The sequence below is a fragment of the Colwellia ponticola genome (assembly GCF_005885605.1).
Taxonomy (GTDB): domain Bacteria; phylum Pseudomonadota; class Gammaproteobacteria; order Enterobacterales; family Alteromonadaceae; genus Colwellia; species Colwellia ponticola.
Window position 1 is genome coordinate 1 of the sequence record NZ_SZVP01000230.1, and the last position, 401, is coordinate 401.

General features: G+C 30.9%; 1 protein-coding gene. It reads left to right on the plus strand.

Annotated elements, in window-relative coordinates; genetic code table 11:
* Window positions 1-94 precede the first annotated feature (94 nt).
* Window positions 95-340: a hypothetical protein gene (locus FCS21_RS16700; protein WP_138624552.1), complete on the plus strand. Its 246-nt coding sequence runs from the start codon at window positions 95-97 to the stop codon at window positions 338-340.
* Window positions 341-401: the final 61 nt, after the last annotated feature.

The following is a 401-nucleotide window of genomic DNA, read 5'->3' on the forward strand; positions in this document are numbered from 1 at the left end:
AAAGTGATCATTTACACGTGATACTAGTGATCAAAGCTTAATGAGAATAAGCGATCAAAGTTAATGCCACTGGGTGATCAAAGGTGGAGAGAATATGCAATTAAACATCAATAGCTTATCAAAAATGGATAAAGCTCATATTTTATACAACCGATTGTATTTCTCTGATATGAAATCAGAATACCTTGATATTATCTATCAGGAAAAAAAGTATCGAAATATAATAAGCCATAAAAATTATAACCCTAGGCTTATTGAGTTTATTACAACTAGTCAACGTTATAACGACTTAAAACCTGAAGAATTGACCTGGTCAAGTAAATTCAGTCACCCTAGTTAAGCTACTTTTTCTAACTCATTAATTTTCAATTCAAAATCATTAGGGCTTTGATACCCTAAGT